The 24,041-nt window shown below is 65.0% G+C and carries 25 protein-coding genes; 11 read left to right on the forward strand and 14 right to left on the reverse strand.

Annotated features, from left to right (window positions below; all coding sequences use genetic code 11):
- The first annotated feature begins 14 nt into the window (after positions 1–14).
- The 3 genes from sdhA to ITX31_RS03150 all read left to right on the forward strand — a co-directional run bounded on the left by sdhA (position 15) and on the right by ITX31_RS03150 (position 3,442).
- Entirely contained in the window at positions 15–1,781 is a 1,767-nt protein-coding gene (gene sdhA / locus ITX31_RS03140; protein WP_194782010.1) for a succinate dehydrogenase flavoprotein subunit, read from the forward strand.
- On the forward strand, positions 1,781–2,557 hold the full coding sequence (locus ITX31_RS03145; RefSeq protein ID WP_152228750.1) for a succinate dehydrogenase iron-sulfur subunit: 777 nt from the start codon (positions 1,781–1,783) through the stop codon (positions 2,555–2,557). Before sdhA ends, ITX31_RS03145 begins: the two co-directional genes overlap by 1 nt.
- Positions 2,558–2,659: 102 nt before the next feature.
- Positions 2,660–3,442, forward strand: coding sequence for an alpha/beta hydrolase (locus ITX31_RS03150; protein ID WP_194782011.1), 783 nt, complete (start codon positions 2,660–2,662; stop codon positions 3,440–3,442).
- On the opposite strand, the gene ITX31_RS03155 is transcribed toward ITX31_RS03150, so the two are convergent.
- The 4 genes from ITX31_RS03155 to ITX31_RS03170 all read right to left on the reverse strand — a co-directional run bounded on the left by ITX31_RS03155 (position 3,439) and on the right by ITX31_RS03170 (position 6,538).
- Positions 3,439–3,969, reverse strand: coding sequence for a 2'-5' RNA ligase family protein (locus ITX31_RS03155; RefSeq protein ID WP_194782012.1), 531 nt, complete (start codon positions 3,967–3,969; stop codon positions 3,439–3,441). The genes ITX31_RS03150 and ITX31_RS03155 overlap by 4 nt on opposite strands.
- Before the next feature lie 69 nt (positions 3,970–4,038).
- Positions 4,039–5,079 (reverse strand): tryptophan--tRNA ligase, encoded by a 1,041-nt coding sequence (trpS, locus tag ITX31_RS03160; protein ID WP_194782013.1) that lies wholly within the window; start codon positions 5,077–5,079, stop codon positions 4,039–4,041.
- Positions 5,080–5,091: 12 nt separating this feature from the next.
- Positions 5,092–5,940, reverse strand: a complete 849-nt coding sequence (locus ITX31_RS03165; protein ID WP_194782373.1) for an exodeoxyribonuclease III — start codon at positions 5,938–5,940, stop codon at positions 5,092–5,094.
- Positions 5,941–6,025: 85 nt separating this feature from the next.
- A complete protein-coding gene (locus ITX31_RS03170) occupies positions 6,026–6,538 on the reverse strand; it encodes a hypothetical protein (protein WP_194782014.1) in 513 nt (170 codons plus the stop codon).
- Between the two features lie 211 nt (positions 6,539–6,749).
- On the opposite strand from ITX31_RS03170, the gene ITX31_RS03175 reads away from it, so the two are divergent.
- Positions 6,750–7,268 carry an O-acetyl-ADP-ribose deacetylase gene (locus tag ITX31_RS03175; RefSeq protein ID WP_194782015.1) on the forward strand — a complete coding sequence of 173 codons (519 nt, stop codon included), beginning with the start codon at positions 6,750–6,752 and terminating at the stop codon, positions 7,266–7,268.
- 6 nt (positions 7,269–7,274) lie between these two features.
- Here the strand turns inward: ITX31_RS03175 and ITX31_RS03180 are convergent, their stop codons facing one another.
- Positions 7,275–8,147: a GAP family protein gene (locus ITX31_RS03180; protein ID WP_194782016.1), complete on the reverse strand. Its 873-nt coding sequence runs from the start codon at positions 8,145–8,147 to the stop codon at positions 7,275–7,277.
- A 125-nt stretch (positions 8,148–8,272) separates the two neighbouring features.
- Here ITX31_RS03180 and ITX31_RS03185 point away from each other — a divergent pair, with 125 nt between their 5' ends.
- Both ITX31_RS03185 and ITX31_RS03190 read left to right on the forward strand, forming a co-directional pair.
- Positions 8,273–9,523: a sensor histidine kinase gene (locus ITX31_RS03185; protein ID WP_194782017.1), complete on the forward strand. Its 1,251-nt coding sequence runs from the start codon at positions 8,273–8,275 to the stop codon at positions 9,521–9,523.
- Complete coding sequence (locus ITX31_RS03190; protein WP_194782018.1) at positions 9,520–10,215, forward strand: response regulator; 696 nt, start codon at positions 9,520–9,522, stop codon at positions 10,213–10,215. The genes ITX31_RS03185 and ITX31_RS03190 overlap by 4 nt, the downstream gene beginning before the upstream one ends.
- On the opposite strand, the gene ITX31_RS03195 is transcribed toward ITX31_RS03190, so the two are convergent.
- The 9 genes from ITX31_RS03195 to ITX31_RS03235 form a co-directional block, all read right to left on the reverse strand.
- Complete coding sequence (locus tag ITX31_RS03195; protein ID WP_194782019.1) at positions 10,179–10,802, reverse strand: dTMP kinase; 624 nt, start codon at positions 10,800–10,802, stop codon at positions 10,179–10,181. The genes ITX31_RS03190 and ITX31_RS03195 overlap by 37 nt on opposite strands.
- A complete protein-coding gene (locus tag ITX31_RS03200; protein WP_194782020.1) occupies positions 10,799–11,014 on the reverse strand; it encodes a hypothetical protein in 216 nt (71 codons plus the stop codon). The genes ITX31_RS03195 and ITX31_RS03200 overlap by 4 nt, the downstream gene beginning before the upstream one ends.
- A gap of 13 nt (positions 11,015–11,027) precedes the next feature.
- On the reverse strand, positions 11,028–12,065 hold the full coding sequence (locus ITX31_RS03205; RefSeq protein ID WP_194782021.1) for a TerC family protein: 1,038 nt from the start codon (positions 12,063–12,065) through the stop codon (positions 11,028–11,030).
- 178 nt (positions 12,066–12,243) lie between these two features.
- Positions 12,244–13,104 carry an ABC transporter permease gene (locus ITX31_RS03210; RefSeq protein ID WP_194782022.1) on the reverse strand — a complete coding sequence of 287 codons (861 nt, stop codon included), beginning with the start codon at positions 13,102–13,104 and terminating at the stop codon, positions 12,244–12,246.
- Positions 13,101–13,973 carry an ABC transporter permease gene (locus ITX31_RS03215; protein WP_228528927.1) on the reverse strand — a complete coding sequence of 291 codons (873 nt, stop codon included), beginning with the start codon at positions 13,971–13,973 and terminating at the stop codon, positions 13,101–13,103. The genes ITX31_RS03210 and ITX31_RS03215 overlap by 4 nt, the downstream gene beginning before the upstream one ends.
- Positions 13,966–14,934, reverse strand: coding sequence for an ABC transporter ATP-binding protein (locus tag ITX31_RS03220; protein ID WP_194782023.1), 969 nt, complete (start codon positions 14,932–14,934; stop codon positions 13,966–13,968). Before ITX31_RS03220 ends, ITX31_RS03215 begins: the two co-directional genes overlap by 8 nt.
- 86 nt (positions 14,935–15,020) lie before the next feature.
- Positions 15,021–15,959 carry a bifunctional methylenetetrahydrofolate dehydrogenase/methenyltetrahydrofolate cyclohydrolase gene (locus ITX31_RS03225; protein WP_194782375.1) on the reverse strand — a complete coding sequence of 313 codons (939 nt, stop codon included), beginning with the start codon at positions 15,957–15,959 and terminating at the stop codon, positions 15,021–15,023.
- A 20-nt stretch (positions 15,960–15,979) separates the two neighbouring features.
- The gene (gene glyA / locus ITX31_RS03230; protein WP_416354772.1) at positions 15,980–17,263 is read right to left on the reverse strand and encodes a serine hydroxymethyltransferase; all 1,284 of its coding nucleotides are present in this window, start codon (positions 17,261–17,263) and stop codon (positions 15,980–15,982) included.
- Positions 17,264–17,443: 180 nt separating this feature from the next.
- Positions 17,444–17,986 (reverse strand): GNAT family N-acetyltransferase, encoded by a 543-nt coding sequence (locus ITX31_RS03235; RefSeq protein ID WP_194782024.1) that lies wholly within the window; start codon positions 17,984–17,986, stop codon positions 17,444–17,446.
- A 69-nt stretch (positions 17,987–18,055) separates the two neighbouring features.
- On the opposite strand from ITX31_RS03235, the gene purU reads away from it, so the two are divergent.
- From purU to mmsB, 5 genes are all read left to right on the forward strand, one after another.
- Positions 18,056–18,949, forward strand: a complete 894-nt coding sequence (gene purU / locus ITX31_RS03240; RefSeq protein WP_194782377.1) for a formyltetrahydrofolate deformylase — start codon at positions 18,056–18,058, stop codon at positions 18,947–18,949.
- Between the two features lie 70 nt (positions 18,950–19,019).
- Positions 19,020–19,544 (forward strand): gamma carbonic anhydrase family protein, encoded by a 525-nt coding sequence (locus ITX31_RS03245; protein WP_194782025.1) that lies wholly within the window; start codon positions 19,020–19,022, stop codon positions 19,542–19,544.
- A 133-nt stretch (positions 19,545–19,677) separates the two neighbouring features.
- Entirely contained in the window at positions 19,678–20,886 is a 1,209-nt protein-coding gene (locus ITX31_RS03250; protein WP_194782026.1) for an ROK family transcriptional regulator, read from the forward strand.
- 236 nt (positions 20,887–21,122) lie between these two features.
- Positions 21,123–22,700, forward strand: a complete 1,578-nt coding sequence (gene mmsA, locus ITX31_RS03255) for a multiple monosaccharide ABC transporter ATP-binding protein (RefSeq protein WP_416354773.1) — start codon at positions 21,123–21,125, stop codon at positions 22,698–22,700.
- On the forward strand, positions 22,697–23,989 hold the full coding sequence (mmsB, locus tag ITX31_RS03260; protein WP_194782027.1) for a multiple monosaccharide ABC transporter permease: 1,293 nt from the start codon (positions 22,697–22,699) through the stop codon (positions 23,987–23,989). The genes mmsA and mmsB overlap by 4 nt, the downstream gene beginning before the upstream one ends.
- Positions 23,990–24,041: the final 52 nt, after the last annotated feature.

Below are 24,041 nucleotides of genomic sequence, written 5' to 3' on the forward strand. Positions count from 1 at the left end.
AAAGAGCATCTGGTATGCAGGTCCACAAGTACGACGTCGTCATTGTCGGCGCCGGCGGCGCCGGTATGCGTGCCGCCATCGAATCCGGACAGCGCGCCCGGACGGCGGTACTGACCAAGCTGTACCCCACGCGTTCCCACACCGGAGCAGCGCAGGGCGGCATGTGCGCAGCACTGGCCAACGTAGAAGAAGACAACTGGGAATGGCACACCTTTGACACGGTCAAGGGCGGTGACTACCTGGTGGACCAGGATGCCGCCGAGGTGATGGCCAAGGAAGCCATCGACGCCGTACTGGACCTGGAGAAGATGGGTCTGCCGTTCAACCGCACGCCCGAAGGCCGGATCGACCAGCGCCGTTTCGGCGGCCACACCCGTGACCACGGCAAGGCCCCCGTCCGCCGCGCCTGCTACGCCGCAGACCGCACCGGCCACATGATCCTGCAGACCCTGTACCAAAACTGCGTCAAGCACAACGTTGAGTTCTACAACGAGTACTACGTCCTTGACCTGCTGACCGTCGAAGACAGCTTCGGCCAGAAGCGTGTTGCCGGCGTCGTCTCCTATGACCTCGCGACCGGCGAACTGCACGTCTTCCAGGCCAAGTCCGTGGTCTTCGCCTCCGGCGGCGCGGGCAAGGTCTTCAAGACCACCTCCAATGCCCACACCCTCACCGGTGACGGCATGGGCATCGCGTTCCGCAAGGGCATTCCGCTGGAAGACATGGAGTTCATCCAGTTCCACCCGACCGGCCTCGCCGGCCTGGGCATCCTGCTGTCCGAGGCTGCCCGCGGTGAGGGTGCGATCCTGCGCAACTCCGAGGGTGAGCGCTTCATGGAGCGCTACGCCCCCACCATCAAGGACCTCGCCCCGCGTGACATCGTGGCACGCTCCATGGCCAACGAGGTCCGTGAAGGACGCGGCTGCGGCCCGAATAAGGACTACGTCCTGCTGGACCTGACGCACCTGGAACCGGCGCACATTGACGCCAAGCTTCCGGACATCACTGAGTTCGCGCGCACCTACCTGGGTGTGGAGCCGTACACGGAACCGGTACCCGTCTTCCCGACTGCGCACTACGTCATGGGCGGAATCCCGACCAACATCAAGGCCGAGGTTCTCCAGGACAATGACACCGTCATTCCGGGCCTGTACGCCGCCGGTGAGGTTGCCTGTGTGTCCGTCCACGGTTCAAACCGCCTGGGCACCAACTCGCTGCTGGACATCAACGTGTTCGGCAAGCGTGCCGGTATCTATGCTGCCGAGTACGCCCTGCAGGCGGACTTCGTTGACCTGCCGGAAGACCCGGAAGCTGACACGATTGCCCTGCTGGATGTTGTCCGCAACTCCGAGGGCACCGAACGTGTCTCCGAGATCCGCCGCGACCTCCAGAACACCATGGACGCAAACATGCAGGTGTTCCGCACGGCCGAGACGATCAACCAGACGCTCTCCGACATTGCTGCTCTCGAAGAGCGCTACAAGAAGATCAACGTCCAGGACAAGGGCAAGCGCTTCAATCTTGACCTGCTGGAAGCCGTAGAGCTCGGTTTCCTCCTGGAGCTGGCCAAGGTCATGTCCGTGGCAGCCCTGCACCGCGAGGAATCGCGCGGCGGCCACTTCCGTGAGGACTTCCCGGAGCGCGATGACGACAAGTTCATGCTGCACTCCATGGCCTACAAGGTCGATGAAGCCGACAACGCCGAGCACACGGCCGGCATCCGGCTCGATACCAAGCCGGTTATTTTCACGCGCTACGAGCCGATGGTGAGGAAGTACTAATGACAACGGAAGTCGCTGAGCCGGCCTCGAAGATTGACCTGGCCGAATCCACTGCCGGTGAGATTCCCTCCTTCGACATCACGCTGAAGGTACGCCGCTACAACCCGGAAATCTCCGACGAGGCCCACTGGGACGAGTGGACCCTGACCATGTACGGCACGGACCGTGTGCTGGATGCCCTGCACAAGGTCAAGTGGGAGCACGACGGCACTGTTTCGTTCCGCCGTTCCTGCGCCCATGGCGTCTGCGGCTCCGATGCCATGCGCATCAACGGCCGCAACCGCCTGGCCTGCAAGACCCTGCTGAAGGACCTGGACACGTCCAAGCCCATTCTCGTCGAGCCCATCAAGGGCCTGCCGGTGGAGAAGGACCTGATCGTGGACATGGAGCCGTTCTTCCAGTCCTATCGCGAGATCATGCCGTTCCTCGTGTCCAAGGGCCACGAGCCCACCAAGGAACGCCTGCAGTCCGCTGAGGACCGCGAGCGTTTTGACGACACCACCAAGTGCATCCTCTGCGCTGCCTGCACGTCCTCCTGCCCGGTCTTCTGGACCGACGGACAGTACTTCGGCCCGGCCGCGATCGTCAATGCGCACCGCTTCATCTTCGACTCGCGTGACGACGCAGGAGACATGCGCCTGGAGATCCTGAACGACAAGGAAGGCGTGTGGCGCTGCCGCACCACCTTCAACTGTTCGGAAGCATGCCCCCGCGGCATCCAGGTCACCAAGGCCATCTCCGAGGTCAAGCAGGCCATCCTGAACCGTTCCATCTAGTTGAGGCGCCCCGCGTTCATAGGCGGAGGAACCGGATCCTTTCCGGTTCCTCCGCCTTTTGCGTATCCGGAACGGCCGTTGCAGCCGGATAGGGTTGGAGGCATGCCAGAGTTTGAATCTGTTTCCTTTCCCGGCGTCAACGGCACCACCCTGGCCGGTACGCTGGACATTCCCGACGGCGATGCGCTCGGCTGGGCGGTGTTTTGCCACGGCTTTGCCCTCGGCAAGAACAGCGCTGCGGCCTCACGCATCTCCAAGGCGCTGGCAGAGCAGGGCATCGGTGTGCTCCGCTACGACGCCGCCGGGCTGGGCCGTTCCACGGGTTCCTGGGAGGATGGTTCGTTCACCACGAAGGTTGCGGACCTTCACAACGCAATGGGGTTCCTGCGCTCCACGGGACGTCCGCCCAGCCTGCTGATCGGCCACTCGCTCGGCGGAGCGGCCGCCCTGGCGGCGGCGGCGAACGAGGAATCGCTGGCGGCTCTGGTGACCATAGGCGCCCCGTTCAGGCCTTCACACGTAGCGCATCTGTTCGCTGACGAGCTGGGAACTATCGCCGCGCAGGGGGAGGCCGACGTCGAGCTTGGCGGACGCACGCTGACGATCCGGCAGGATCTGGTCGAGGACCTGCACCGCCACGATCTCAGGGAATGCATCGAATCGCTGGAGCTGCCGCTGCTGATCATGCACTCCCCCACCGATGAGACCGTGGGAATCGAGAATGCGTCCGAAATCTTCAGCGCGGCGCGGCATCCGCGCAGCTTCGTCTCCCTTGAGGGCTCCGGCCATCTGATGCCTGACAAGGCGCAGACCACGCGGGCTGCCGCCATCATCGCCGCGTGGGCCGGGATCTACCTGGAGCAGGTGAGGGAGAAGGGACTCTAGGCTCTGTTCTGGCCTCTCAGCGGCATTTCCTCACGCAGGACCCATAGCCCGTGGGGGTCGTGCTCGAAGACGCCAATCCGGTCCACGGTGAAGCTCGCGCTGTAATCCCTCAGGGTCTGGGCGGCGTTGTCCATGCTGGCCTCGGAAACATCGTGGGCCACGGTGACATGCGGGTGGTACGGGTACGTGTTTTCATGGTCCAGCGGCCCGGACTGCAGCTCTCTGTGGAGCTGGGAGCACTCAGAGAAGCCGTCTTCCACCTGGACGTAGACCACGGGCGTTACCGGGCGGAAGGAGGCCGTGCCGCGCAGGGTTACCGTGAAGGGCGCCTGGGCGTTGGTTACTGCGCGCACATGTTCAAGGGCCGAATCCCAGTCCGGTGCCGGCGTTGTGGTTACCAGGGTGATGTGGGCCGGGATCACCGAGGCCATCGGGTCCCCGAAAGAGGCCCGTGCGCGCCGCAGTTCGGTAGCCATGGGCTCGGGCACCGGGATCACGATCCCCACCCAGCACGGGCTTTCGGGCATCCGGCCTCTACCGCCGCGTGCTGCGCCGGGTGAGGTCTGGACGGTCGAGTTCGTGTAGCCCATGAGTGCTTATCGGGCGGTTGAACCCAGTGGGAGGAAACCGATCTTCTCGTACACATCGGCTAGTGTAGCCGACGCCGTTTCCCTGGCTTTCATCGCGCCCTTGGCCAGCAGCCGGTCCAGTTCGGCGGGATCGTCAAGCAGCCCCAGGGCCCGCTCCCGAATGGGGCGGATGTGTTCGGTCGCTGCTTCTGCCAGGTCCACCTTCAGGTGTCCGTACATCTTTCCTTCATACTCCTTGACCAGGGTCTCGATGCTCCGGCCGGTGATCAGCGAGTAGATGGAGAGCAGGTTGGAAATCCCCGGCTTGGCTTCCCGGTCGAACCTGATCTCCGTGCCGTCGTCCGTCACTGCAGACTTGATCCGCTTGGCAATGACCTTGTCCGGGTCCAGCAAATTGATCAGGCCGGCCTGCGACTCGGCGGACTTGGACATCTTGGCCGCCGGATTCTGCAGGTCATAGATCTTTGCCGAGTCCTTCTGGATGAAGGCTTCCGGAACCGTGAAGGTCTCGCCGTAACGGGTGTTGAACCGCTTGGCGAGGTCCCGGCTGAGCTCTACGTGCTGGCGCTGGTCCTCGCCGACGGGCACGCCGTGGGGCTGGTACAGCAGGATGTCCGCGACCTGCAGGATGGGGTAGGTGAACAGCCCAACACTGGCGGCATCCGCCCCGAATCGCTGCTGCTTGTCCTTGAACTGGGTCATCCGGGATGCTTCACCGAAACCGGTCAGGCAGTTCAGCACCCATGCCAGCTGCGCATGTTCGGGAACCTGTGACTGGACGAACAGGGTGGCGTTTTCAACATCCACCCCGCCGGCGATGTACTGCGCGGCAGTCACGCGGGTGCGCTGCCGCAGGTCCGCCGGGTCCTGCGGCACGGTGATTGCGTGCAGGTCCGGGATGAAGAAGTAGGCGTCGTACTGCTCCTGCAGGCGCACCCAGTTCACCAGGGCACCCAGGTAGTTGCCCAGGTGCAGGGAGTCCGCGGAGGGCTGCATTCCGGAGAGGATGCGCTGGCGGGCGGGGGGCTGCGACTGCGGATGCGTCATGTTTTTCGGGCCTCAGAACTTATAGTCGACAACCACGGGTGCGTGGTCGGAGAATCGGGCGTCGTAGGTAGCTGCACGGTCGACGACGGCGCTGACGGCGCGGTCGGCGAGGGCGCAAGTGGCCATGTGGTAATCGATGCGCCAGCCGGCGTCGTTATCGAAGGCCTGGCCGCGCCAGGACCACCAGGTGTACGGACCGGGTACATCCCCGGCCAGCTTGCGGGCAACGTCCACGTAGCCGATCTCGTCACCGAAGAAGCGGTCGAAGTAGGCGCGTTCTTCGGGCAGGAATCCTGCCCGCTTCACGTTGCCCTTCCAGTTCTTGATGTCCAGGGTGGTGTGGCCTACGTTCAGGTCACCCACGATCAGCGCGTAATCACTGGTGGCAGCCAGCACCGGCAGGCGGTCCGCCATGACGTCCAGGAACCGGTATTTGTCATCCTGCTTGGGGGTGCCGGCTTCACCGGAGTGCACATAGGCGCTGACCACGGTGAGCAGCTTTTCTTCTCCGTCCACGGGGATCTTGAAGTCTGCTTCCACCCAGCGGCCGGAGAGGGCGAAGTAGTCCTCGCCGATGTGTTCACGCACAGCCACCGGCTCGGCCCGGGAGACGATCGCCACGCCGGCACGGCCCTTGGCTTCCGCTTCGGCATGCAGGATGTGCCAGCCGCTGCCCAGGAGTTCACGGACAACTGCGTCCGGAGCGCGCACCTCCTGGAGGCAGAGGATGTCGACGCCGCGCTCGGCGAGCCAGTCTGCCATGCCGCGCTTGTATGCAGCCCGGATTCCGTTCACATTGACGGTTGCTATCCTCAGCGCAGACGATCCGCTTTCAGGGCTGGAGTCCACTGTCGATTCCATGCTCACGCCAAATACCTTACCCTCCGTAGCTTTTGTTTCCGGCGGTGCCGCCGGGCGCGCAACGATGCGCCGTCCTGCCGGCTGCCTAGTCGACTACGGTGCCCTCGACCGGCCCGCCGTCGTCCTTCTTCATCATTCCGCGGGCATTGTGCGCCGTAATTTCGATCGTTTCGATGGCCCGGGCAACCTGGTCTGCGTCGGTGCCGAGGTTGTCGCGGATCACCTTTGACTGGACCTGGATGATCTTGAAGCTGTGGTCGAGCTTCTGGTCGCGGATAAGGGTCGCCTCGTCCATGACCTCAACAGAAGGTGCCGCGCCGGAGGCCCGGTTCAGGGATTCCTGGGCCTCCGCGATTTTCGCGCCGGCCTTGCGGGCGGCCCCGCGGATACTGAAGACAACGAAGGCGAACAGCAGCAGCCAGCCCAGGGAGATGATCACCACCAGCCAGCCAACGACGTCGTTCTCATTGGCGGCGAAGAGCACGGCAACAATGAACACGAAGACCATGACGGCGGTACCGATCGTGGCCATCTGGCGGCTGATACCCCTGCCGGGATTGCTTGCTGACGGCGTCTTGCCGTTACGGATGGACTGCATGTTCCCATTCTCTCAAATTTTCCGGGAGGCTCCCTCCGGCTTACCCCCTCGGCGAAACGAGAAGACAGTTACGGCTCTTTTGAGGCGCCATACGAGCTTTTTCTGCCATCTCGATGCCTGGTTGGGAACGGGGTTGGGAACGGGAGCAGGATCAGCGCAGCGTCCAGGGACGGAGTTGCCGGTGGATGGCTCCGGCTGGGAGTCTGGGCGCATGGAAATCGAACTGCTGCAGGGAGACATCACCACGCGCGACGTCGATGCGGTGGTGAATGCCGCGAACTCCTCACTGCTGGGCGGCGGCGGAGTGGACGGCGCCATTCACCGGGCAGCCGGCGGGCTGCTGCTGCAGGCATGCCGCGCCCTGCGGCAGAGCGGCTACCCAGACGGATTGCCGGTGGGCGAGGCAGTTGCCACCGAAGCGTTCAATCTTCCGGCACGCTGGGTGATCCACACGGTGGGCCCCAATGCGGTGGCCGGGCAGACTGATCCCGAGCTGCTGCGCCGCGCCTTCGCCAACAGCCTGGCAGTGGCGGAGGATTTGGGAGCCGCTACGGTGGCCTTCCCCGCCATCAGCGCCGGCGTCTTTGGCTGGCAGGCGGACGACGTCGCGCGCACCGCGGTGCGGGCGGTCCGGGGCCATCCGGGCACCGCCGTCGAGCGGGTGGAGTTCGTGCTCTTCAGCGAGCGTCTGCTGTCCGCCTTCCAAGCGGCACTGGAGGAGCACCGCTGAGAATGCTCAGCCGAAGGGGTTCCAGGAGGCACCGGGAAACAGTCCGGCCAGCCCCGCACGGAGCATGAGGAATCCGACGATGCCGACGACCCAGAGAACGGCTTCTCCCGAGACCTTGGAGAGCCAGCCGCGCAGCCGCTCCAGCGGGCCGTCCAGGTGCCTGCCTAGGACGCACCGCAAGAGCACCAGCAGCAAGGCGGGCAGCAGCATGACCAGGCAGTAGAGCGCGAGCATTCCGGCCGACACGCTCCACCCAACCCCAGCCGAAGTCAGGACCCCGACGGCGGCGAGGTAGGGCAGCATGGTGGGAAGCTCAAGCACACCGGCCAGGAGGGCAAGACCAAGGAGTCCGCCCCGGCTGTCCAGGGCTTTGCCAATGCGGCGCTGCCAGCGGTGCTCGGTGGCCTGGGACCGCTGCAGGACAGCCGCCGCCCTGCCGTTACCCGACGCACCGCCGCCGGCGCCCCCGGCGTCCCCCGCCCCGGTGTCCCCAGCCCCGGCAGCCGCTGCGGGCTCCGCGCCGGACCGTCCCGCTCCGGCCTCTCCCCCGCCGGACTGTCCCTTGAACGAGGTGTCCTTGAAGGACCAGATGAGCATGCCGGCTCCGGCAGCAATCATCAGGACCTGGACCGCAGGGAGTTCGAGGAACGATCCCACCCCTCCGCCCAGGACCCTGCCTATTCCGGCTGCACCCGAGAGCAGCAGCAGTCCAACCAGGAAGTAGAACACGCCGACGGCCCCAAGGTAGGCTGCCACCTTTCCCGTGGTCCTTCCGGCGTCACGCCGCATGAGCAGCCAGACGGGAATCACCAGGGTGCCAATGCTCGTGCTGTCGATCAGGGCCAGAACGCCCAGCTGCACAAAAGTCTCCAGAGTCATGACCACCAGCATCCCGCCGTTCCGGCACACACGAATCCGGCCTTGGGAGTACCGGGCATCGTCCTTTGGTGCCATGCCTGCGAAACCGGCTTGGCCGGAGGCAATGACCGCGTCAGGATGGAAGCATGAACTCGTCCTGGGACCAGGCACCACCGACCCGCCGGATCCGCCGTGAAGATGCGCTGCTGGCGCTGGGATACGCCGCCATGGCCTGGCTGCTGCACTCCCTGGACCTGACTGCCACCGGCAGTCCGTTGTTCCCCTCGTTGGAGCCGTGGTGGCCGGCGCTCACACTGGTGGGCTGCGGCGCCGTCGTGCTACGCCGCAGGAACACACGTGTCATGGTTGCTGTTTCTTTCACCACGGCCGTGCTCCTGGTGCTGGGCAACAGCACTGTTGGCCTGTTCCTCGCGTTCGAAGCAGTTTTCTCCCTGGTCCTTTTCGGCTCTGCGCGCGCGGCGCGCACCGCTGAAGTGAGCGTCCTGGTGCTTTGCGCAGCCTCCGGCCTTGCGGTGTGGTCCCTGACCGGAGACCTGCGCGACGGCGTCACCGTCGTCCTGCTCACCGGCATGGTGCTGGTGCTCCCCGCAGAGTGGGCTTCGAATCTGCGCAAGGCCGGCCAGCTCGCGGAGAGCGAGTCCGCGCGGGCAGCCGCGATCCGCGCCGCTGCTCGGGACCAGGAACGCCTGGCCGCGCGCGAACATGAACTTGCCCTGGCCTCCGAACGCCAGGACATGGCCAGGGAACTGCATGATGTCCTCTCTTCCAGGCTGTCCGCCATTGCCCTCCAATCCGGTGCTGCGCTGCGCAGTCCGCAGGGCAGCACCCTGCCGGCCGAGGTACTGGCCCATGTGCGCCACGAGTCGGTGAAAGGGCTTGAGGAACTGAATGGGATGATCCGTACCCTGAGCACCGGGGACCCCCGCCCCCTGACGGGCAGCATCCAGGACCTCGACGCGGTTGTCTCCGGGCACCGGGCAGCGGGAATGAGCATTGACTGGACGAATCGGGTCAGCGGTGGGCTTCCCTCTCCGGTGCAGGCTGCCGTCTACCGCATCGCCGTCGAAGCGCTGGTGAATGCGGCCCGGCACGCGGGCGGCGCACGCGTCAGCCTGCTGCTGGAAGACACGCCCTCAGGGCTGCGGCTGGTCGTGGAGGATGGCGGAGGCGGTCGGCTCACCGGACCAGCCTCGCCTGATGCAGGCACGGGTACCGGCATTCCCAGCATGCTGGCACGCGCCGAGCAGCTCGGCGGCAGGGCCTGGGCAGGGCCTGCCCCGGGCGGCAGGGGCTGGAAGGTGGAGGCCGAGCTGCCCGTCGGCCAGACGCCGCATCCGGACCAGGCAACAATCAGCGCAGGAGGAATCACGGCATGAGCGGGAACATTCGGGTTCTGCTCGCGGACGACCATGCCGCCATTCGGCTGGGCATGCGCATGGTGCTGGAAACCGAGCCCGGGTTCGAGGTGGTGGGCGAGGCGGCCGACGGCGCCACGGCCGTCAGCATGGCGCGAGCGCTGCGCCCGGACGTCGTGCTGATGGACCTTCGCATGCCGGTGGTCGACGGAGTCCAGGCCACGGAGCAGGTTGCGGCGGCGGGTCTGGCGAAGGTCGTGGCGCTGACCACCTTCGACCATGACTCCTACCTCTTTGGTGTCCTCTCCGCAGGTGCTGCCGGTTTCCTGCTCAAGACTGCTGAACCGGCAGAGATCACGACGGCGCTGCGCCGGGTCCACGACGGCGGCACCGTCATTGCCCCGGAGGTAGCCGGCCGGCTGGTGGATGCGTTCGTCTCCGGGCGTGCCAGTTCCGGGGCGGACGCGCCCGGAGCCCGGGTACAGTACCAGGACCAGACCCCGGAGCAGCCCGCTGCGCCGGAGACGGAACTGACGGCACGCGAGGAGGAAGTCCTGGACTGCCTCGCCGAGGGATTAAGCAACGTCCGGATCGCCCGCAGGCTGGGTATCTCGGAAACGACGGTCAAGACCCATGTGTCCCGGGTCCTGGCCAAGCTGGGGGTCGAATCCCGTCTTCAGGCAGCGCTGGCTGCCCGCGTCCGCACACCCTGAGCCTGCCTGCCGGTCCCCGGACCGCACGATTCCAGGATTACCAGCATGTCCCGAACGAGCAGCGACGGGGGCCGCCGGGCGTCCAGTACAACGAAGGAGGGGTACTCCGGCAGTTCCCGGTAGGCCTCGGCGAAACCGGCGAGGTGTTCAAGGGTTTCAGAATCGGTATTGCGCCTGGCGATCCGCGTGTGGGCGGTCTCAGCCGGGAGTTCAAAGTGGAACACGACGTCCGGCAGGGGAAGGGCCGCCGCCAGACGGGGAAGGATGCGGCCCGGCGACAGTCCCCGCGTCCTGCGCAGTGCCATCTGGCAGTACAGATACCGGTCCATGACCACGGTCCCCGATCCGGTACGGTGCCGGAGCTGGGAGAGCAGAACGTTGAAGCACCGGACGGCTGTTTCGACCGCATCAAGCGCTGCGGCAGGCGGACGCACCCCGTACCTGTCACACCAGGAGGCAAAGGTGCGCCGTCCGGATCTGTTCGCCGTGAAAACCGCTCGGCGGCCTGTGGAGTTCAGGGCCTCTGTAAGGAGCCTTCCCGCTGTGCTTTTGCCGGCCCCGTCGATGCCGGTGAGAACAATGATCATTCCCTGCTCTCTTCATCCTCTCCCCCGCCGTCGCCGTCCTCTTCCCCGGTGACTTCCGGGGGATTCTCCGGGCTGCCGTCCTGGGGCTCTTCGCCTTCCTGCTGCTCGAATCCCGGAACCTGCGGGAGCTGCGGATCGTCGCATCCGGTGAGCAGCAGGGACCCGGTGAGGGCGAGTCCGATGCCGAAGAAGGCGGTGGTGCGGGTTCTCATGGGAATTCTCCTTTCAGGCATCATTCGCCGGGGTGGTCCTGCGGCGGTCCCGCTTCCACAGGGGCTGCAGTGCCTCCAGCTCCTCCGGGCCCGCCGTGCGGAACGGCGGAGCTGCCGGCGCCGGCAGCGCGTGGCGTTCCCGCCCCCGGGTCTTGATCAGGCTGGCAACGACGGCGGCCGTGAGAATAGCGGTTATGACTGCCAGCGAAATCGAGGTCGGAATGTAGTAGACGTCAATCTTGAGCGCCATCTTGATGCCCACCCAGACCAGGACGAGGGCAAGCCCGGCCTTCAGGTAGACGAAACGGTGGATGAGGTCCGCCAGGAGGAAATACATCGCCCGGAGGCCCAAAATCGCGAAGGCGTTGGCTGTGAAGACCAGGAACACCTCGTCGGTGACGGCGAAGATTGCGGGGATGGAGTCGACGGCGAACACGATGTCAGTGACCTCTACCAGGACCAGTACTGCCAGGAGCGGGGTAGCCAGCAGGAGCCCGTTCTTCCGGATGAGGAAGCGCTGCCCGTGAAACGCGTCCGTCATCGGCACAAACCGGCGGAACAGCTTCAAGACCTTCGATTTCCCGGGATCAACATGTTCGTTGCGCTGGACGAGCATCCGGTAGCCGGTGAACAACAGGAATGCCGCGAAAATGTACAGCACCCAGCCGGCGCTGGAGATGATGGCGGAGCCTGCAGCAATAAAGATGCCGCGGAAGACCAGTGCGCCCAGTACGCCGAAGAACAGCACTCGGTGCTGGTACTCGCGGGGAACCGCGAAGAACGTGAAGATGATGGCCCACACAAAGACGTTGTCTACGGCCAGGGATTTCTCAATGAGATAGCCGGCAAAGTATTGCTGGCCAAATTCTGCGCCCCAGAGCCACCAGACGAGCACACCGAAGGCGATGCCGAAAAACACCCAGACCGCAGACCAGGCGGCAGCCTCACGGACACCGATTACGTGGGCCTTGCGGTGCGCAACGAGGTCCGCGGCCAGCATGAGGAGAATGAAGCCGACGACGGCGAGCCATAGCCAAAGAGGTACGTCCATGAGAAACCTTCCAGTCAGCGTGAACCAACTGGAGGTCTTTCCCGGCCGGGGTGACCGGCTTGTCCGCCGGAGAGCACTTTGGCTCCCGTATTGACGACGGACAGGTTAGGGGATACTCCCCTCCATATGTCCAGAATTTAAGCACATTTTCAGCGAATCGGGAAGAGTCAAACGCGCCCTACTTCTGGAAAAGTGCTTCGAGCCGGCGGGTAGTGACGGTCAGCCCGACCGCGATCATGACGACGAAGTACAGCAGGTGGCCGGCTGTGGCCAGGCTGAACGCACCAGCACTGATTTGGCGCAGCATCTCCACCCCGTGCCACAGCGGCAGCGCCTGGATAAGCCACTGCACCGCCTGCGGGTAGACGCTCAGCGGGTAGAAGGTGGCGGAGAAAAGGAACATCGGCAGCATGACGAAGCTGACCCAGTCCAGCTGCTGGAAGGTTTTCATGTAGCTGGTGATCGCCATTCCGAAGGACGCGAAGCCAAAAGCGACAACCACCGCGGCGGGAATCATCAGCAGCGCGGTCGGAGACGTCACCAGGCCCATGGCGGCCATGACGGCGGTAAAGCCGGTGGCATACATCGCTCCGCGCAGCAGCGCCAGCAGGATCTCCCCCAGTGCCACGTCCAGCGGACCCAGCGAAGTGGCCAGCATCCCCTCATAGAGCCTGGCGTAGTTCAGCTTGAAGAACACGTTCATGGTGGAGTCGTAAACGGCGCCGTTCATGGCGGATACGGCCAGCAGCGCCGGGGCGATGTACGCGGCGTAGCTGATCTGTTCACCGCCCGGGCCGGTGACGGTGCCAATCAGGGCGCCCAGGCCAATCCCCATGGCGAGCAGGTACAGCACAGGTTCGACGAACCCGCTGATCATGATGGACCAGTTGGTTCCCCATGTGGCTTTCAGCCCGCGGGCAAAAACGGCGCGGATATTCCGGGCGTACAGGGAACCGAGGAAGCGGCTCCCCGCCACCCCCGGTGACGTGGGTGCCAGGAAGTCCGACGCCGCTGCGCCGCTGCGGTGTTCAGTGCTCATTTACCCAGCCTCCGGGTGAAGGTGCGCCGTGCCAGCACCCAGCCGCCCGCTGCGAGCACCAGGAGGTAGGCAACGTGCACCACGGTCAGCAGGACCGGTTCGGCCAGGCCGTAGCTGAACAGCCGGCCCAGCTCGGTGGCGTGCCACAGCGGTGAGATCCAGCCGATCCAGCGGATTACCAGGGGCAGGGTGTCCAGCGGGAAGAAGGTTCCGGAGAACAGGAACAGCGGCATGACGATGAACCGCTGCACCATGGCGAACTGTCCGCGGTCCTCGGTGATGGAGGCGCTGTACGCCATGAGCGGCAGGCCGAAGGAGAGTCCGCCCAGGATGGCCGTGAGAATCATCAGCCACGCGGTGGCGGGGTTGCCGGCGGCACCGAACAACAGGAGGAAACCAAAGTAGGCGCCGCAGGTTATCAGCAGCCGCACGCCGAGTCCGAGCACGTGCCCGTCCACCAGCTGTCCGCTGGACAGCGGGGAGGCGTTGGGCCCGTAGTAGGTCCGCCGCCATTTGAACCCGGACATCACCGTATAGGTGTTTTCCTCGCTGGAGACCATGATCGCCGCCGTCGCCAGCAGCGCAGGCGCCACGAACATCAGGTAGGACACGGAGGTGCCGTTGCCGGCTTCGAATGCCGCGTTGGTGCCGGTGTCCACCAGTGAAGCAAGTCCGATTCCCATGCCGAAGAGGTACACGAGCGGGGTTCCGACGGCGGTAACCAGCACGGTGATCCCGTAACCGCGCATCCGGCGCAGCCAGTGCTCCGCGTAGTAGAAGGCACCCAGACGCCGGGCCCTGCGGGCGGTTTCTTCGGGCGTAAGCGGGGAACGCAGCCCCAGGACGGCGTGGGTGCGCTGCTCAGTCAACGAGGCTCCTGCCCGTGAGGCGGAGGAAGACGTCCTCCAGCGAGGAACGCCGGACCAGCGAGGTGATGGGCCGCAGTCCGCGGGCGCTGACCGCCTCCAGCGCCGCTTCGCCGTCGTTCGCGTAAATCAGTACCCGGTCCGGCAGCGTCTCGATGCGCTCGCCGATGCCGTCCAGTTCCGCGGCCACCGTCGTGTTGCGCTCGGATCCGAACCGCAGCTCCACCACTTCACGGGAGGAATGCGTGCGGATCAGGGCAGCCGGGGACCCCTCGGCCATGATGGTGCCCTTGTCCACCACAATCAACCGGTCGCAGAGCTGCTCGGCCTCATCCATGTAGTGGGTGGTGAGAATCAGCGTCACACCGGCTTCCTTGAGCCGGAAAAGCCGGTCCCACAGGATGTGGCGCGCCTGCGGGTCCAGTCCGGTGGTGGGTTCGTCCAGCAGCAGGATCCTGGGATCGTTGATCAGTGAGCGGGCAATGGTCAGGCGGCGCTTCATACCGCCTGAGAGGTCATCCACCCGGGCCTTCGCCTTGTCCGTCAGCTGCGCGAACTCCAGCAGTTCGTCCGCCTTGGGCTGCAGGTAGCTTTTGGGCAGGCCGAAGTAGCGCCCGTAGGCCAGCAGGTTGTCCCGGACGCGCAGCTCCTCGTCAAGGTTGTCCTGCTGCGGGACTACCCCCAGGTGTGCCCGGACTTCCGGCCCGTTGGTGTTCGGGTCAAGACCCATGATCGCCAGCTCGCCGGCGGTGCGGCGGGAGACGCCGCCGATCATCTTCATCGTGGTGGATTTTCCCGCGCCGTTCGGGCCCAGGAGCCCGAAGGACTCCCCTGCCGGAACATCGAAGCTGATTCCGTCTACGGCGGTGAAGTCCCCGTAGGACTTGGTGAGGTTCGACGCGGCGATGACCGGGTCCTGGAAGCCGCTTACGGCTGGAGTCTTGGAGGTTGTGATCTGCGGCACCCGGCAATCATAGTGCAGGGTGTCCAGGGAAACGCACAGGCCCGCCCTCGTAACGGAGGACGGGCCTGCGGGATAAGCCGGTGGGCTCAGGCGGACGGGAGGATTCCCACACTGCGTTCCGCGGCTTCAACCACGTTCGCCAGCAGCATGGCCCGGGTCATCGGTCCCACGCCGCCGGGGTTCGGCGAGATCCAGGACGCGACGGACGCAGCGTCCTTTTCGACGTCGCCGCTCAGGGTGGTCTTGCCGGTCTCCGGGTCGGTGACCCGGGTGACGCCCACGTCCAGGACGATAGCGCCGGGCTTGAGCTCGGCGGCTTTGATCATGCCCGGGAAGCCCGCGGCGGCAACAACGACGTCGGCCTCTGCCAGCAGCTCGGGCAGGTTGACCGTGCCGGTGTGTGCCAGTGTCACCGTGGCGTTGATCTGCCGCCGGGTCAGGAGCAGCCCCAGCGGACGGCCCACGGTGACGCCGCGGCCAATCACCAGGACGTTCTTACCGGTCAGGACCAGACCGTTGCGGACCAGCAGCTGCACAATGCCGTGCGGGGTGCACGGGAGCGGTGAGTTCATCGGATCGGAAACGTTGAGCACCAGGCGGCCCAGGTTTACCGGGTGAAGACCGTCGGCGTCCTTCTCCGGGGCGATGCGCTCCAGGACCGCGTTGGTGTCCAGGTGCTTGGGCAGCGGCAGCTGGACGATGTAGCCGGTAACGGCCGGATCCTCATTCAGCTCGTCGATAACCTTCTCCAGCTCTGCCTGGCTGATGTCGGCGGGAAGGTCACGGCGGATCGAGTTGATGCCCACCTGGGCGCAGTCCTTATGTTTGCCGCCCACGTAGGAGTGGCTTGCCGGGTCATCTCCTACCAGCACGGTGGCCAGACCCGGAGTGATCCCGTGCTCATCCTTGAGGACCTGGATGCGGTCGGCCAGTTCTGCCTTGATGTCCTTGGCCGCCTGGATGCCGTCAAGGATCCGGGCGGTGGCGGGTACGGTTTCCTCTGCGGTTTCCACGGCGCCTTCCATGTTCGTGCCTTTTTCCACCTTTACCATTCCTCCTGGCCCGGGTAGAGCGGGAAGTCCTCGGCGAGAGCGGTGACCCGGCGGCGCAGCGCCTCCGTGTCCGGGGCGGGCTTCAGCGCGGCGGCGATGATCTCAGCCACCTCGGTGAATTCCTTCGCTCCGAAGCCGCGGGTGGCCAGGGCCGGGGTGCCGATACGCAGTCCGGAGGTGACCATCGGCGGGCGCGGATCGAACGGAACCGAATTGCGGTTCACGGTGATGCCTACCGAGTGAAGCAGGTCTTCGGCCTGCTTGCCGTCCAGCACGGAGTTGCGCAGGTCCACCAGGATCAGGTGCACGTCAGTGCCGCCGGTGAGCACCGAAACGCCGTGTTCGGCCACGTCTGCGGCGGTTAGCCGGTCCGCGATGATCCGGGCGCCTTCCAGGACGCGTTCCTGCCGCTCACGGAATTCCTCCGAACCGGCAACCTTGAAGGCAACGGCCTTCGCCGCGATCACGTGCATCAGCGGCCCGCCCTGCTGGCCCGGGAAGACGCTGGAATTGAGCTTCCTGCCGAACTCTTCCCTGGCCAGGATCATGCCCGAACGCGGGCCGGCGAGGGTTTTGTGCACTGTGGAGGTGACGACGTCGGAATGCGGCACCGGGCTCGGATGCAGTCCTGCTGCCACCAGGCCGGCGAAGTGGGCCATATCCGTCCAGAGATAGGCACCCGCCTCGTCCGCGATGGACCGGAAGGCCTCGAAGTCCAGCTGGCGGGGGTAGGCGGACCAGCCTGCGATGATGACCTGCGGCTTTTCGGCGAGCGCCTGCTCGCGGACCTTGTCCATGTCCACGCGGCAGGTCTTCTCGTCCACTCCGTAGGCGGCGACTTCGTAGAGCTTGCCGGAGAAATTCAGTTTCATGCCGTGGGTCAGGTGCCCGCCGTGGGCCAGGTTCAGGCCCATGATCTTGTCCCCCGGCTGGATCAGGGCCGCCAGGGCCGCAGCATTGGCCTGCGCGCCGGAATGCGGCTGCACGTTGGCGAACTCCGCACCGAACAGGGCCTTGACCCGTTCGATTGCGAGGTTCTCGGCTACGTCGACCTGCTCGCAGCCGCCGTAGTAGCGGCGTCCGGGGTAGCCCTCGGCGTACTTGTTGGTCAGGACGGAGCCCTGGGCTTCCAGGACGGCACGCGGTGCAAAGTTCTCTGAAGCGATCATTTCCAGCGTGTTGCGCTGGCGGGCCAGTTCCCCGTCCAGGACCGCGGCGATCTCCGGATCAACTTCGGAGAGGGGGGCATTGGTGACGGGCTGGGTGGATAGTCTCACGTGGATCTCCTGGGGAAGGGTTTTCTATAGGTCAGGCTACCTGCCGGGCACCCCCGGGGTCCGGGCATGACAAACAGATGACAACTTGACCGAAGGCCCAGGCGTGCGATCCGCGGTATGTTCTGCTCTGTGCCGCTTCCTGGTGGTTACCCACCCAACGCCAGTTGCGACGGTTACATCCTACCGTGCAGCCAGGTCTTCCCACTCGAAACCGGTAACGGTTCCGGATTCCCAGTCGGACCGCAGCCGGCCGTAGGCAACCTCCGCAACCCGCTGCCCGTCCGGCAGCGGCCATTCCTCGCGCAGGTGCGCCTCCTTGACGAACCCGGAGCGCAGCAGCGTCTTGCGCATGGCAATGTTGTCCTCCCGCATCTTCCCCGCAAAGCGGCGAAGATGCGGGTGTTCCGTGAAGACCTTGTCAGTGAGGGCCATGAGCACGGGAACGCCTTTGCCCTCACCCCGGTACTCCTCGACCAGGCGGAGATCGAAGTACGCACAGTCCTCATTGAGGTTCTCCAGGATCACCAGGCCGAGCCGGTGGTTGTCGCCGAAAATCCAGTAGGTGCAGACGCCGTCGGACTCGAACCGTCCCTCCAGCAGCAGCCTGCGCACCAGTTCCTCGGAGGGCGAGGTGATGCGGTGGAACGGGAAACTGTTGGTGGTCAGGAACCTGACCAGCTCTTCTTCGTCCTTATCCATGAGCGGGGCGAAAGTAACGTCCATTCACCCAGCCTAGGCCGTGGGGGCCCGGGCGGTAACCTTGGGAAGGTGAGAGAAGATGCCACTGCCGGGCTGCCGGCGTCCCCCGTTTCCCCGTCCTTCGATTCCGCCGCCGCTGCAGGCGCCAGTGCCTACACCCTGACGCTGTCCTGCGCAGACCGGCCCGGCATCGTCCATGCAGTTTCCGGCGCCCTGGCCGGGGCCGGCGGGAACATCACGGAGTCGCAGCAGTACGGCAGTCCGGATTCAGGCACCTTCTTCATGCGCGTGGACTTCACCGCTCCCGGAACCTACGACGGCGTCCGCTCCCGGATAGCCCCGGTAGCAGCCCAGTTCGGCATGGACTGGGAACTGCACCGGGCCGGCGTACCGGTGCGCACGCTGATCATGGCGTCCAAGGACGGGCACTGCCTGAACGACCTGCTGTTCCAGCAGCGGGCCGGCAACCTGCCCATCGAGATCCCCGCGATCGTCTCCAACCACCGGGACCTTGCCGGCCTGGCCGAGTTCTACGGCGTGCCGTTCCACCACATCCCGGTCACCGCGGACACCAAGCAGGAGGCGGAGAACAGGCTCCGGGCGCTGATGACGGAGCTGGATATTGAGCTGGTGGTGCTGGCCCGGTACATGCAGATCCTCAGCAACGAACTGTGCCAGGAGCTCTCCGGACGGGCCATCAACATCCACCACTCCTTCCTTCCCTCCTTCAAGGGCGCCCGCCCGTACCACCAGGCACACGCCCGCGGCGTGAAGCTCATCGGAGCCACGGCGCACTACGTGACCTCGGACCTGGATGAGGGTCCGATCATCGAGCAGGAAGTCATTCGGGTGGACCACTCCCGCACCGCACAGCGCCTGGCTGCGCTCGGTGCCGGAGTTGAGGGACGCACCCTCTCGAAAGCAGTGCAGTGGCATGCCGAGCACCGCGTGCTGCTCGACGGCCGCCGGACCATCGTCTTCAACTAGGCCGCATCTTGCCGGATGCCGGGGCGGGGTGCCCCGGCACCGGCGCGCCGCCGCCCGCTAGAGTTGTCGCATGGCTCACATCGTTACCCTGCGCGGCAAGACTCCCGTCACCGACCCGTCCGTCTTCCTGGCTCCCACGGCATCCCTGATCGGCGACGTCGAACTGGGGCCTGGTGCCAGCGCCTTCTACGGCGTCTGCGTCCGCGGAGACTCACATTCGATCCGGGTGGGGGCTGGAACGAACCTCCAGGACAATGTGGTGCTGCACGCAGACCCCGGTTTTCCCACGACTATCGGCGAGCGGGTCAGCGTGGGCCACAACGCCGTCGTGCACGGGTGCACGGTGGAGGACGACTGCCTGGTGGGCATGAGCGCGACCATTATGAACGGAGCGGTGATTGGTGCCGGCTCCCTCGTGGCGGCGGGCGCCCTGGTGCTTGAAGGCACCCGGGTTCCGCCGCGCTCACTGGTGGCCGGGGTTCCGGCCAAGGTCCGGCGCACGCTGACTGACGAAGAATTCGCTGCGGTGCAGCGTAATGCGGCGCACTATCTGGAGATGGCGGCGGAGCACCGCGAGGCGCTGGCGGGGCACTAGGCCCTCCCGCTGCCCCTGGCTCTCCCGCCTCACGGTTCCGCGGGCACCCCGCGTGCACCGGCGTTGCCGGCTGCGCGAAACACGTTGCGTTCAATTCTTGACGACAAGCCCCCTGTATAGGACCCTGAACTTTATGTCTGCCGAATCACCCTCAACGTTGAGGGCCCTTCCCGCCGCCGGCCGGCGAACAAAACCCGGTTCCCAGACCGCGCTGCGCGCACGCAACCAGCAGCGCATCCAGGCGGCGCTGCTCGCTGCCGGACCCCAAACCCAGGCCGAACTCTCGCGGGCGACTGGACTGTCCAGCGCCACCGTTTCAAACATCGTGCGGCAAATGTCGGAATCGGGCCTGGTCAAGACAGAGCCCACCACCAGTTCGGGCCGGCGCGCCCTGTCCGTGCGCCTGAATGACACCGGGGTCGTGGCAGCCGGCATAGACATCGGTCGCCGCCATGTCCGGGTTGTCCTGGCTACGCTCGGCTACCGGATCATCGGAGAGGACTCGATCTCCCTTCCCGCAGGCCACAGCGCGGATGAGGGCATGGATGCAGCCGCCGAACTTTTCGAATCCGTCCTCACCGCGGCGAACGTGGGCAGGGACCGGGTGCTGGGCGCCGGCGTCGGCATCCCGGGCCCGATCGACCGGCGCACCGGCACTGTGGTGCGCGGCGCCATCCTGCCCGAGTGGGTCGGGATCAATATGCGCGAAGACCTGGCCGTCCGGCTCCGGGTGCCGGTGCACATCGACAACGACGCGAACCTCGGCGCACTGGCACAGGTGACCTGGGGTCCCCACGGGGGCTGCGATAACCTCATCTTCGTCAAGGTGGCTACCGGCATCGGTGCCGGACTGGTCATCAACGGGTCCCTCTTCTACGGGCATGTGGGCATCACCGGCGAAATTGGGCACGCGACCATCTCAGACCAGGGACTTATCTGCCGCTGCGGCAACCGCGGCTGCCTGGAAACCGTTGCCTCCACGGCGACGATGATCGACCTCCTCAGCCGGGCGGCGTCCGAACCGGTGACCACCGCGGACATTATCCGCCAGGCAGGTGCAGGAGACCCGGCAACACTGCGGGTGGTCGACGACGCCGGAATGGCCGTGGGCCGGGCCGTAGCAGGCATTGCGAACGCGCTGAATCCGGAGGTGATCGTCGTCGGCGGTTCCCTGACCGGGCTCGGCGACGCGTTCCTGAACCCCATCGAACGCGGACTGCTGCGCCACGCAGTGCCGCTGATCGGCGAAACCACAACCGTGACGATGTCTTCCCTCGGTGACCGGGCGGAGGCGCTTGGTGCGGCAGCCCTCGTCCTGGCGATGGCCGACGCTGTGCTCTGACCTGATCCGTTTCCGCGGAAGTCCTATTTATTTAGATTCTATGTTTTTTCATCGAGATTCCGCCTTGTGTTCAAGACTTGACGGCAAGCAAGGAATAAGAGTTTACTTCTCTATCGACCCACTGTTACGGGTCAGTAGCTAGACAAAGAAGTCACAACGGGAGGCACGTATGCGAGCAGCAGTTGCAGCTCGGGCAACTGGAGCGCTCAGCGTCCAGTGCCCCTACGGCGGGGAACATGCAGATGCCGCATAACCACACCATTCTGGAAATGCGTTCAATCACCAAGGAATTCCCCGGAGTCAAGGCGCTTTCTGACGTCTCCATCGCCGTAAAAGCCGGTGAGGTCCACGCCATTTGCGGTGAAAACGGAGCCGGAAAGTCAACCCTTATGAAGGTTCTGTCAGGGGTCTACCCGCACGGAACCTACACCGGCGAAATCGTCTTCCAGGGAGAGGTTGTCCAGTTCAGGGACATCCGTTCCTCCGAAGCCGCCGGAATCGTCATCATCCACCAGGAACTGGCGCTCATCCCGGAACTCTCCATCGCGGAGAACATCTTCCTGGGCAACGAGCCGCGGCGCTTCGGCGTGATCGACTGGGACCGCGCGAACCTTGAGGCCTCCGAGCTGATGGCCCGGGTGGGGCTGGAAGAAGACCCCACCACTCCGATCAAGGACATCGGCGTGGGCAAGCAGCAGCTGGTTGAAATCGCCAAGGCGCTGAGCAAGCGGGTGAAGCTGCTCATCCTGGACGAGCCCACCGCCGCCCTGAACGAGACCGATTCCCAGCACCTGCTGGACCTGATGGCCGGCCTCCGTTCAAAGGGCATCAGCTGCATCATGATCTCCCACAAGCTCAATGAGATCGAGCAGATCGCCGATTCGATCACCATCATCCGTGACGGCAAGTCCATCGAAACCATCGACGTTGCCGTCGACGGCGCGAACGAAGACCGCATTATCAAGGGCATGGTGGGCCGCTCGCTTGAGTCACGCTTCCCGGACCACACCCCGCATATCGGCGAGGTGTTCTTCGAAGTGCGCGACTGGACCGTCGGGCACCCCACGGTTCCGGACCGCATGGTCTGCAAGGGCTCGAACTTCCACGTGCGGCGAGGCGAGATTGTCGGTTTCGCCGGCCTCATGGGCGCCGGCCGCACGGAGCTCGCCCGGTCCCTGTTCGGCCGGTCCTACGGCAACTTCATCAACGGGCAGATCATCAAGGACGGCAGGGAAATCGTCCTGAAGACCGTTCCACAGGCCATCAGCAACGGGCTTGCGTACGTGACCGAGGACCGGAAGACCCTCGGCCTGAACCTGCTCGATGACATCAAGGCCACCACCGTGGCCTCGAACCTGAAGAAGATCACCAAGTGCCTCGTCGTCGACAAGGACGACGAGTACCGCTACGCGGAGGAGTACCGCAGGAGCCTGCGCACCAAGGCACCCACGGTGGACGAAGGCGTCTCCAAGCTTTCCGGAGGAAACCAGCAGAAAGTTGTCCTGGCGAAGTGGATGTTCACTGACCCGGACCTGCTGATCCTCGACGAACCTACGCGCGGCATCGACGTCGGCGCCAAATATGAGATTTACGGGATCATCCAGCAGCTGGCCAACCAGGGCAAGGGCGTGATCGTGATCTCTTCGGAGCTCCCCGAACTCCTTGGTCTCTCCGACCGCATCTACACCATCTTCGAAGGCTCGATCACCGGTGAGCTTTCCAAGGCTGACGCCAGCCAGGAAAACCTCATGAGGCTCATGACCTCCGCCGGAAAGCAAACCTCCGACCTCGCCACCCAAGGACCCCTCTCATGAAAGCCATCAAACAGCTGCTGAGCGGCAACGGCCGCCAGTTCGGCATGATCTTTGCCCTCGTCGTCCTGATCGGCCTCTTCCAGTGGCTGACCGGCGGCAAGACCCTGACGCCCACGAACATGATCAACCTGTTCAACGGCAACTCCTACATCCTGATCCTGGCCGTCGGCATGGTCTTTGTGATCATCGCCGGACACATCGACCTCTCGGTGGGGTCCGTGGCCGCCGTCACCGGCATCCTGGTGGCCATGGCGATGAGGGACTGGGGTATTCCCTGGTGGGCCGGCATCCTGCTGGGCCTGCTGATCGGTGCCGCCATCGGCGCCTGGCAGGGCATGTGGGTCGCCTATGTGGGAATTCCGGCGTTCATCGTGACCCTGGCCGGCATGCTGATTTTCCGCGGCGCCAACCAGTACTTCGGCAAATCCAACACCGTTCCTGTGCCGCAGGACTTCCAGTTCATCGGCGCCGGTTACCTCTGGGAGGTCGGTCCGGACACCGGTTACAACAACCTGACCCTGCTCCTGGGCCTGGTGCTCGCCGCCGTCGTGATCGTTGGGGAGTTCCGCCGCCGTGCCAAGACCGTGAAGATCGGCTCCGTCAATCCCCCGGCCTGGGTTGCCGTCACCAAGACCGGCCTGCTGGTAGCTGCCATCCTGTACGCCACGTACCTCTTCTCCACCGGCCGCCCGGGAACGTCCTTCCCCATTTCCGGCATCATCCTTGCAGTGCTGGTGGTCCTGTACGTCTTCATCTCCACCAAGACGGTCGTTGGGCGCCATGTCTACGCAGTGGGCGGCAACCTCCACGCAGCCGAGCTCTCCGGTGTTCAGAGCAAGAAGGTCAACTTCCTGGTCATGATGAACATGTCCATCCTGGCCTCGCTGGCAGGCATGATCTTCGTTGCCCGCTCCACGGCATCCGGCCCGTTTGACGGCACCGGCTGGGAACTGGACGCCATCGCCGCAGTCTTCATCGGCGGCGCGGCTGTCTCCGGCGGCGTCGGCACCGTGGTTGGCTCGATCGTCGGCGGCCTGGTCATGGCCGTGCTGAACAACGGCCTGCAGCTGCTCGGCATTGGCGCGGACCTCACCTCGATCATCAAGGGCCTGGTCCTGCTGATCGCCGTGGCGCTGGACGTCTACAACAAGACCCAGGGCAAGCCCTCCCTCATCGGCCTGATGATGAAGAACTTCGGGTCCAAGGACAAGCTGGCCGTCCCCGCCCCCGTGAATCCCAAGCCTGAGATGCCCACCGGCACCAAGTCCACCATCGGAACGGATGCCTAAGCCCTACCGGGCCCTCATTCCGCACCACAAAATCCACCGCACCACCCATCAA

Source organism: Arthrobacter gandavensis (assembly GCF_015355785.1).
GTDB lineage: Bacteria > Actinomycetota > Actinomycetes > Actinomycetales > Micrococcaceae > Arthrobacter_B > Arthrobacter_B gandavensis_A.

Excerpts from the sequence above, each read along its gene's own strand:
- sdhA (WP_194782010.1), top strand. The coding sequence starts at position 15 with ATGCAGGTCCACAAGTACGACGTCGTCATTGTCGGCGCCGGCGGCGCC.
- mmsA (WP_416354773.1), top strand. The coding sequence starts at position 21,123 with ATGCAGATGCCGCATAACCACACCATTCTGGAAATGCGTTCAATCACC.
- ITX31_RS03200 (WP_194782020.1), bottom strand. The coding sequence starts at position 11,014 with ATGAGAACCCGCACCACCGCCTTCTTCGGCATCGGACTCGCCCTCACC.
- ITX31_RS03180 (WP_194782016.1), bottom strand. The coding sequence starts at position 8,147 with ATGACTCTGGAGACTTTTGTGCAGCTGGGCGTTCTGGCCCTGATCGAC.
- ITX31_RS03205 (WP_194782021.1), bottom strand. The coding sequence starts at position 12,065 with ATGGACGTACCTCTTTGGCTATGGCTCGCCGTCGTCGGCTTCATTCTC.
- ITX31_RS03190 (WP_194782018.1), top strand. The coding sequence starts at position 9,520 with ATGAGCGGGAACATTCGGGTTCTGCTCGCGGACGACCATGCCGCCATT.
- ITX31_RS03150 (WP_194782011.1), top strand. The coding sequence starts at position 2,660 with ATGCCAGAGTTTGAATCTGTTTCCTTTCCCGGCGTCAACGGCACCACC.
- ITX31_RS03165 (WP_194782373.1), bottom strand. The coding sequence starts at position 5,940 with ATGGAATCGACAGTGGACTCCAGCCCTGAAAGCGGATCGTCTGCGCTG.
- ITX31_RS03155 (WP_194782012.1), bottom strand. The coding sequence starts at position 3,969 with ATGCCCGAAAGCCCGTGCTGGGTGGGGATCGTGATCCCGGTGCCCGAG.
- ITX31_RS03245 (WP_194782025.1), top strand. The coding sequence starts at position 19,020 with ATGGCTCACATCGTTACCCTGCGCGGCAAGACTCCCGTCACCGACCCG.
- ITX31_RS03175 (WP_194782015.1), top strand. The coding sequence starts at position 6,750 with ATGGAAATCGAACTGCTGCAGGGAGACATCACCACGCGCGACGTCGAT.
- ITX31_RS03250 (WP_194782026.1), top strand. The coding sequence starts at position 19,678 with ATGTCTGCCGAATCACCCTCAACGTTGAGGGCCCTTCCCGCCGCCGGC.
- ITX31_RS03185 (WP_194782017.1), top strand. The coding sequence starts at position 8,273 with ATGAACTCGTCCTGGGACCAGGCACCACCGACCCGCCGGATCCGCCGT.
- ITX31_RS03145 (WP_152228750.1), top strand. The coding sequence starts at position 1,781 with ATGACAACGGAAGTCGCTGAGCCGGCCTCGAAGATTGACCTGGCCGAA.
- ITX31_RS03210 (WP_194782022.1), bottom strand. The coding sequence starts at position 13,104 with ATGAGCACTGAACACCGCAGCGGCGCAGCGGCGTCGGACTTCCTGGCA.
- ITX31_RS03195 (WP_194782019.1), bottom strand. The coding sequence starts at position 10,802 with ATGATCATTGTTCTCACCGGCATCGACGGGGCCGGCAAAAGCACAGCG.
- trpS (WP_194782013.1), bottom strand. The coding sequence starts at position 5,079 with ATGACGCATCCGCAGTCGCAGCCCCCCGCCCGCCAGCGCATCCTCTCC.
- ITX31_RS03235 (WP_194782024.1), bottom strand. The coding sequence starts at position 17,986 with ATGGACGTTACTTTCGCCCCGCTCATGGATAAGGACGAAGAAGAGCTG.
- mmsB (WP_194782027.1), top strand. The coding sequence starts at position 22,697 with ATGAAAGCCATCAAACAGCTGCTGAGCGGCAACGGCCGCCAGTTCGGC.
- ITX31_RS03225 (WP_194782375.1), bottom strand. The coding sequence starts at position 15,959 with ATGGAAGGCGCCGTGGAAACCGCAGAGGAAACCGTACCCGCCACCGCC.
- ITX31_RS03170 (WP_194782014.1), bottom strand. The coding sequence starts at position 6,538 with ATGCAGTCCATCCGTAACGGCAAGACGCCGTCAGCAAGCAATCCCGGC.